Origin of the sequence: Reyranella sp. (assembly GCF_036558665.1) — a bacterium.
Lineage (GTDB): Bacteria > Pseudomonadota > Alphaproteobacteria > Reyranellales > Reyranellaceae > Reyranella.
This window is the reverse complement of sequence record NZ_DATBFE010000178.1, coordinates 1-6,214: the sequence shown is the minus strand read 5'-3', so window position 1 is coordinate 6,214 and position 6,214 is coordinate 1. Positions and strand designations below refer to the sequence as shown.

Sequence of the window (6,214 nt, the reverse complement as noted above, 5' to 3'; positions counted from 1 at the left end):
CTGACCCCGGTGACGCTGGAGCTGGGCGGCAAGGCGCCGGCGATCGTGGCGCCCGACTTCCCGATCGAGACGGCGGCCCGGCGCATCCTCTGGGTGAAGATGCTGAACGCGGGCCAGATCTGCACCAACGTCGACTACGCCTTCGTGCCGAAGGGCAAGGAGGACGAATTCGCGGCGCACTGCGTCAGGATCTTTCGGCAACGCTTCCCCGACATCAACGGACCGGACTTCACCTCGATCATCGACCAGCGCGCCTTCGACCGCCTGCAGGCAACGCTCGCCGACGCGCGGGCCAAGGGCGCGCGACTCATAAACCTCGCCGAGGGCCAGACGCCCGATGCGAGCCGGCGCAAGTTCCCGCCGCATCTGGTGCTCGATCCCGGCGACGACATGATCGTGATGCAGCGCGAGATCTTCGGCCCGATCCTGCCGGTCAAGACCTACACGAACCGGCAGGAGGTGGCCGACTACATCAATGCGCGCGATCGGCCGCTCGCGCTCTATCCCTTCACCTACGATTCGACCCTGCGCGACTTCTATATAGCGCACGTGATGTCGGGCGGCGTGTCGGTCAACGAGGCGCTGCTGCATGTCGGCCAGCACGACCTGCCATTCGGCGGCGTCGGGGCGAGCGGCATGGGCCACTATCACGGCCGCGAGGGCTTCCTGACATTCTCGAAGCTGCGCCCGGTCTTCTACCAGGGGCCCGTCTCGCCCATCCAGCTCTTGCTCCAGCCGCCCTACGCCGGCCGGCCCATGCGGCTCCTGCGCATGATGCTCAGGATGCGGACGTGACGGCAGCTCCGGGCCGGACGGGGACCGAAGGCGGCAACGCCGCACCGCAATTGCGCCAGGCCGCGGCGGGGGCGGTGCTGGTGCTGCTTGCCCTGCTGCTCTGGGCGAAGCGGGACTTCGTTTCGTCCTGGTTCGCCACCTCCTACACGGCGACGATCGAGCTCACCACGCGAAGCGAGCGCGACGACGCGCGCATCCAGCGCGCCTTCGCGTCGGCACAAGCCGCGCGGCCGGGCGGGGCGACGCTCGAACTGATCCCCGGTCTCAGGCAGATCCGCGACAGCGCCGTCCATGTGCCGGGACCGTCGCGCGCCGAGGCGATCGCTGCCGCCCAGGCGCTCTCGCAAGCCATCGTCACCGCCTTCGACGCCGAAGGCCCCGGCCGGCTCGATGTCCGCGTACGGCAGCGGGCCTATCCCGCGGCGGGTCCGACCACCGGCGCTGTCGGGACCGTGCTGGCCTGGGGCACGCCGGTGCTCGCGCTGGCCGGCCTCGCCCTGCTCGGGATCGGCTGGCGCGACTGGCCTGCGGGCGCCGATCGCTCGCGCCGGACGGTGCTCTTCGCCGCCTTCGCCGCCCTCGCCTTCGTGATCTCGCCCCTGGTCATGCCGGGATGGCTGCTGATGGCGCTGTTTGCCATGGCCATTCCCGGCGCGATCGCGGGCCTCGCCGTCTACAAGATGCAGCAGGTGCGGCGGGCCGCCCATTGGCCGTCGGCGCAAGGGCGCATCGTGCGCTCCACGATGCGCGCCGTCCGGCAGCGCCACGCCGGCGAAGCGACGACAGTCGGCAACGTGCCGGACGTCGAATACGTCTTCTCTGTCGGCGGCGTCGAATACCGCGGCAATCGCATCGGCATCGGCGAGATCCCCGCCGGCAGCCCGCAAGCCGAGGCAGCGCTCGAACGCTACAAGGTCGGGCGCACCGGACCGGTCTTCTATAACCCCGACAAGCCGGAGGAGGCGGTGATCGAGCGCGATCCGCCAGCGCCGGCGGCGATCGTGTACGGCATCGCCGCGACAGTGATCCTGCTGGGGCTCGCCATCGTCGTCGCCTTCACCCGGGCCAGTGCGATCATCGACTGGCTGCAGCCACAATTTCCGCCCGGCGCGGTCGTCCCGGGCGTGCTGTTCTTCGCCGCCGCCGGGCTGGTGATGTCGCTGTTCCTCGTCGCCAACCTGCGCACGGCGATGGCGGCGGCGCGCTGGCCGACCGCGACCGGAACGATTTTGTCGAGCGTCGCCGAGCCTCACCGCATCCTCGCCTCGCGCGGGCAGGGACAGACGGTCACCGTCTGGTCGCCCGTGGTCGAGTACAGCTACCGCGTCCAGGACCGCGATTATCACGGCACGCGTCTTGCGTTCGGTGCCGACGTCGCGGGCGCGCAGGCCCGCGCCGAGGCGACGGTCGCGCGCTATCCCGCCGGCCGCACGGTGACGGTCCATTTCGATCCCGCCAATCCCTCCTCCGCCGTGCTCGAGCCGCATGTCGCCTTCGCCTGGTGGACGCTGCTGCTCGCCGTGGCCTTCTTCGCCGCGGCGCTGTTCTTCTCGGGCTGGCGCGGCTAGAGCCTCGCCGTGGAATTCGACGCCGACCGGTGTCCCGGGTCGGCCATCGCTCACCCCGGCACCCGGCCACGCACCGCCCAGGCCGTGGCGGCGTAGGAGCGCGGGCCGTCGGCGTCGCCGTCGAGATAGGCGCGGCTCACCAGCTCGCGCAGCTTCGCCCTGGCCGTCGCGTCGAGCGTGCCGACATAGTCGGCGATCGGGCCGTCGCGGCCTTCGCACGGCGCCCAGAAATCGGCGAACGAGGCGAAGTCCATGCGGATGGTGAGCGTGCCGTCCACGACGTCGGCCAGACCGGCGTCGCGCCACGCCTGCGCGAGTTCACCCGGCCGCGTCAACGGCCGCACGCCGAACCTGGCGCGGCGCGTGTTGGCCTCGGCATCGATCACGGCGGCGGTGTCGAACACAAGGCGCACCATGACGAGGCTGCGCGAATCCCAGGTCGCGGCGGCGACGATGCCGCCCGGCCGCGTGACGCGCCGCATCTCGCGCACGGCGTCGGCGGCGCGCGGCACGAACTGCAGGACCAGCATCGACAGCGCATGGTCGAAGCTCGCCGCCTCGAACGGCAGCGCGCAGGCATCGCCGGTGTGGAAGTCGAGGCGGGCGTCGCTGTTGCGCCGCCGCGCGTGCTCGACATAGACCGGCGAGAAATCGATGCCGTCGATGCGGCCGATCGCCGGATTGCGGGCCAGCTCGAAGGCGAGGCTGCCGGTGCCGCAGCCCACGTCGAGCACCCGCGCCCCGCGCGCGACGCCGGCGAAGTCGACGAGCAGCGGCGCCAGCCTGCGGCTCCAGCGTCCCATCTGCAGCTCGTAGCCCTCGCCATCGGCTGACACGAAGGTCGATGAAACGGCCATTGCCCCCTCCCCGGCGCGCGAGCCTGCCCGCACGCTCGAGCTTTGCACGAAGCGGAGGCGCCGACAAAGGAAGCCGCCGGCCTTTCAGGGCCGGCGGCAAGTCTCGAAGCGGGCTACCTCAGCGGATGCCAGCCCATGTCGGCGTCACGGTCGTGACGCCACTCGTAGTAACGGGCACCCGGATGCTTCCTGTAGATCTCGACGTATTCCGGCCGCTCCCAGGTGTGCCACTCGTGGCTCCGCGTCCAGTAGCCATCGCGATATCCGTACGCGACGTTGCCCGGATCGAAGGTGATGTGCACGTCGGCCGCCCCGGCGGTGGCGAGGCCGAGCGCCGTCGCGCTGGAGAACGCGAGCGCGAACGCGGCGGTCTTCAGGGACTTGTTCATGGGTTGCATGCCCTTTCCGTTGGTGCCGCTCTTCCCACGCCGAAGTCACAACGAGCGCGCGGGTCGAGGGCGGCGTGCGCCCTTGGTCGGGGGTAATGCAGCGGCCTGCGTGGAGGTTGCGTGAGCGACCGTGGCAGCACCGCGGCGTTATCGAGACCGCCCGAGGTGATGTTGTCGTAGGCCTTCTCGAAGATCTCGCGGGCGCGGGCTTCGGCCGGCGCGAGCCCGGGGGCGAGATACGCCTGCCCGTCCGCCTGCCAGTCGCGCAGCCTGAGGTCGCCGGCGCGCCACCACTGCGTGAGCCGGTCGACGAAGGCGTCCTTGCCGGTCGCCTTCACCGCCCCGGCATCCCAGTGCTGCGGCAGCCGCCAGTCCTCGAGCTGGCGCACGAAGACGCCGGCACGCTCCATGCCGTCGCGCCACCAGCCAAGTGCCGCATCCCACGCCTTCGCCGCTTCCTTCGCGGCCGCGTCGCCGGTGTCCTTGCCGAACAGCTCGCTGACGGTATGGCGCGGCAGGATGGCGTTCTGCTTCAAGCCGGCCATGCGGCTCTGCATCCTGGACAGCGTGTCGGCCATGATCGATTGCAGCGCCGCGAGATTGCCGCGCTGCTGCTGGCCGATCGAGCTGCCCGAGCCCTCGCCGCGCACATGCTCGCCGAACACGTCGGTCAGGCCCCACTGGATGCCGAACCGGTTCCGGCTCGCGCCCTGCCACGCCCGGTCGACGGCGAGGATGGTCTGCTGGATCTGCGCCCGCCTGGCCGTGGCGCGGCGCTCCATCTCCTTGGCCGCCTCCGTGGTGGCGAACAGGTAGGCCTCGGGGCCGGCCAGGCCGCGCTGGCGGGCCAGCTCCTCGGCGTCACGCATGCGCTGGCGGTATTCGCTGAGGCCCGCTTCCGACAGCGTGCCGTTGGCCACCGCCTCGGAGAGGCAGGTGAAGATGTCAGCCATGGGTGCGATCCTTCGCGGGACGCCAAGGGGGGAAGATCATGGCCGCCACAGTATCCATTCAAGAAACCGGGCTGCGACCCGCCAGGGAAGGCGTAACCGTGCGATTGTATGTTTCCGATAGGCCGCGCGATGCAGAAGAGCCATCGCCGTTCTCTCTTGCTCTTCGCGTGACAGTCCCCAAAGCCGGTCAGCCATTGTCGCCCTCCTTCGGGCCGCCGAGGCAGCCCTGGATGGCCCCGGCTTCCTTAACTCCTTGATCCGCCTGTTCATGTTCACGGGCGAGATCGTCGATTGGCGTGCTCTTGCGCTCGGCCGGGACGATCTCTAGATTTACATCACTCGCCGGAGCGGCTTTGCGAGCAGACGATCCAACGGCATCGCCGCGGTCCTCGGGGGCTGGTAAACCCCCCGCTCCGGCGGGCTCAGGCCCTCCACCCAACGAATAGTGAAACTTCCCGTCGCCGGTTTCGCGCACGGTCATCACTACGGCGAACGGCTTGCCGTCCACGCGCACGACCTTCCGGAAGGCATGCCAGGCGACGATGTCGGGACGCCCGAGCTTATCAGGCCTCGGCGGTCCCATTGGCTCTGCGGTCCTTAACAGTTCTGGCAAATGAGGCACGAGCCGAATCAGTTCTTCGCCGACTGTCAGCGTCTTTTTCTGGCCGAGAGCGTCGAATTCGATGGCGTGGCCCGTCACCTCATTCTTAACCGTTGTCTTGATGAATTTGTTATAGGCATCGCGCGCCAGGCGGCGCAGTTCCCGGAACGCTGTTCCCCTAGGCGCGAGGACTTCGCTGTCGAGATCGAGTGGCGTCTCCTTACCGCTCGGCACGCCAGCGATCAGCGCTCGCGCCTCGCGGTCGATGCGCGCCAGATAGTCGTTGCCGGCGGTCGAGCCTTCCAATGCAGACGATCCGGGCTTACCGCCCGCATCCTCGGGGGCGGCTAGCACACCCCTTCGTCCGCCGGCGCCTTCCTCCGGCATCATATGCTCGCGCACGAGCCGCGCCTGACGCATCAGGTCGGCGCGCTGCAGGGCCGCGGCGAAATCCACGGGCTCCTGGAACGACGTCGCGTCCATCACCTGCTGCGGCTGGAACTCCTCGCCATGGCGGCCGAGCTTGCGGCGGAGATCGGCCACCGCCGCATCGGCCGTCGCCCGCGCCTCGCCATGCTGTTTCTCCAGCTTCGCGATCCGGTCCTGGAGCTGCTTCACCTGTTTCGCCTGCTCGCGTTCGGCCTGCCTGGGCAAGCGATCGTTGGGGTCGACCGTGCCCAGGATCATCTCGCGTTCCTGCTCCAGCGACGTGCGCTGCTTCTTCGCCAGCGCCGGCTGGCCGAGATCGCGCTCGATGTCCTGGAGGCGCAAGGCGGTGTCGCGATCGACGAATGACGTGATGTCGGGCTGCTGTGCGCTGAGATCGGCGAGCTGGCTCCGCGCCTCCTGCAACTGGCCCTCGACCTTGTCGAGCCGGGCGAAGCTCAGGGGTTTCGTCTCGCGCGCAAACGGTTGCTTCGTTCCGCGTTTGACCGGACGCTCCGCATGTCATCGACCGCCGCGCCGAAAGCCGCCTGACCTCGGTCACGACTTTGCTTCCGATCGCACACAGGCCGGGCCTCGGTTCATGCGCTAAGAGGAAGGCGGAGCG

6 protein-coding genes are annotated in these 6,214 nt (G+C 69.4%); 2 read left to right on the top strand and 4 right to left on the bottom strand.

All coding sequences use genetic code 11. The features are described from left to right. Together VH499_RS24610 and VH499_RS24605 are read left to right on the top strand one after the other, a co-directional pair. The coding region (locus tag VH499_RS24610; protein ID WP_332055416.1) for an aldehyde dehydrogenase family protein at positions 1 to 795 on the top strand (795 nt) is incomplete at its 5' end. Further along, positions 792 to 2,363: a DUF3592 domain-containing protein gene (locus VH499_RS24605; protein ID WP_332055415.1), complete on the top strand. Its 1,572-nt coding sequence runs from the start codon at positions 792 to 794 to the stop codon at positions 2,361 to 2,363. The genes VH499_RS24610 and VH499_RS24605, both read left to right, overlap by 4 nt. Positions 2,364 to 2,413: 50 nt before the next feature. Here the strand turns inward: VH499_RS24605 and VH499_RS24600 are convergent, their stop codons facing one another. From VH499_RS24600 to VH499_RS24585, 4 genes are all read right to left on the bottom strand, one after another. Beyond that, a complete protein-coding gene (locus VH499_RS24600; RefSeq protein WP_332055414.1) occupies positions 2,414 to 3,220 on the bottom strand; it encodes a class I SAM-dependent methyltransferase in 807 nt (268 codons plus the stop codon). A gap of 113 nt (positions 3,221 to 3,333) precedes the next feature. Then, positions 3,334 to 3,609 carry a hypothetical protein gene (locus VH499_RS24595; RefSeq protein ID WP_332055413.1) on the bottom strand — a complete coding sequence of 92 codons (276 nt, stop codon included), beginning with the start codon at positions 3,607 to 3,609 and terminating at the stop codon, positions 3,334 to 3,336. Then, positions 3,606 to 4,562 (bottom strand): hypothetical protein, encoded by a 957-nt coding sequence (locus VH499_RS24590; protein WP_332055412.1) that lies wholly within the window; start codon positions 4,560 to 4,562, stop codon positions 3,606 to 3,608. Before VH499_RS24590 ends, VH499_RS24595 begins: the two co-directional genes overlap by 4 nt. Positions 4,563 to 4,749: 187 nt before the next feature. After that, entirely contained in the window at positions 4,750 to 6,015 is a 1,266-nt protein-coding gene (locus VH499_RS24585; RefSeq protein WP_332055411.1) for a hypothetical protein, read from the bottom strand. Between the last annotated feature and the right edge of the window lie 199 nt (positions 6,016 to 6,214).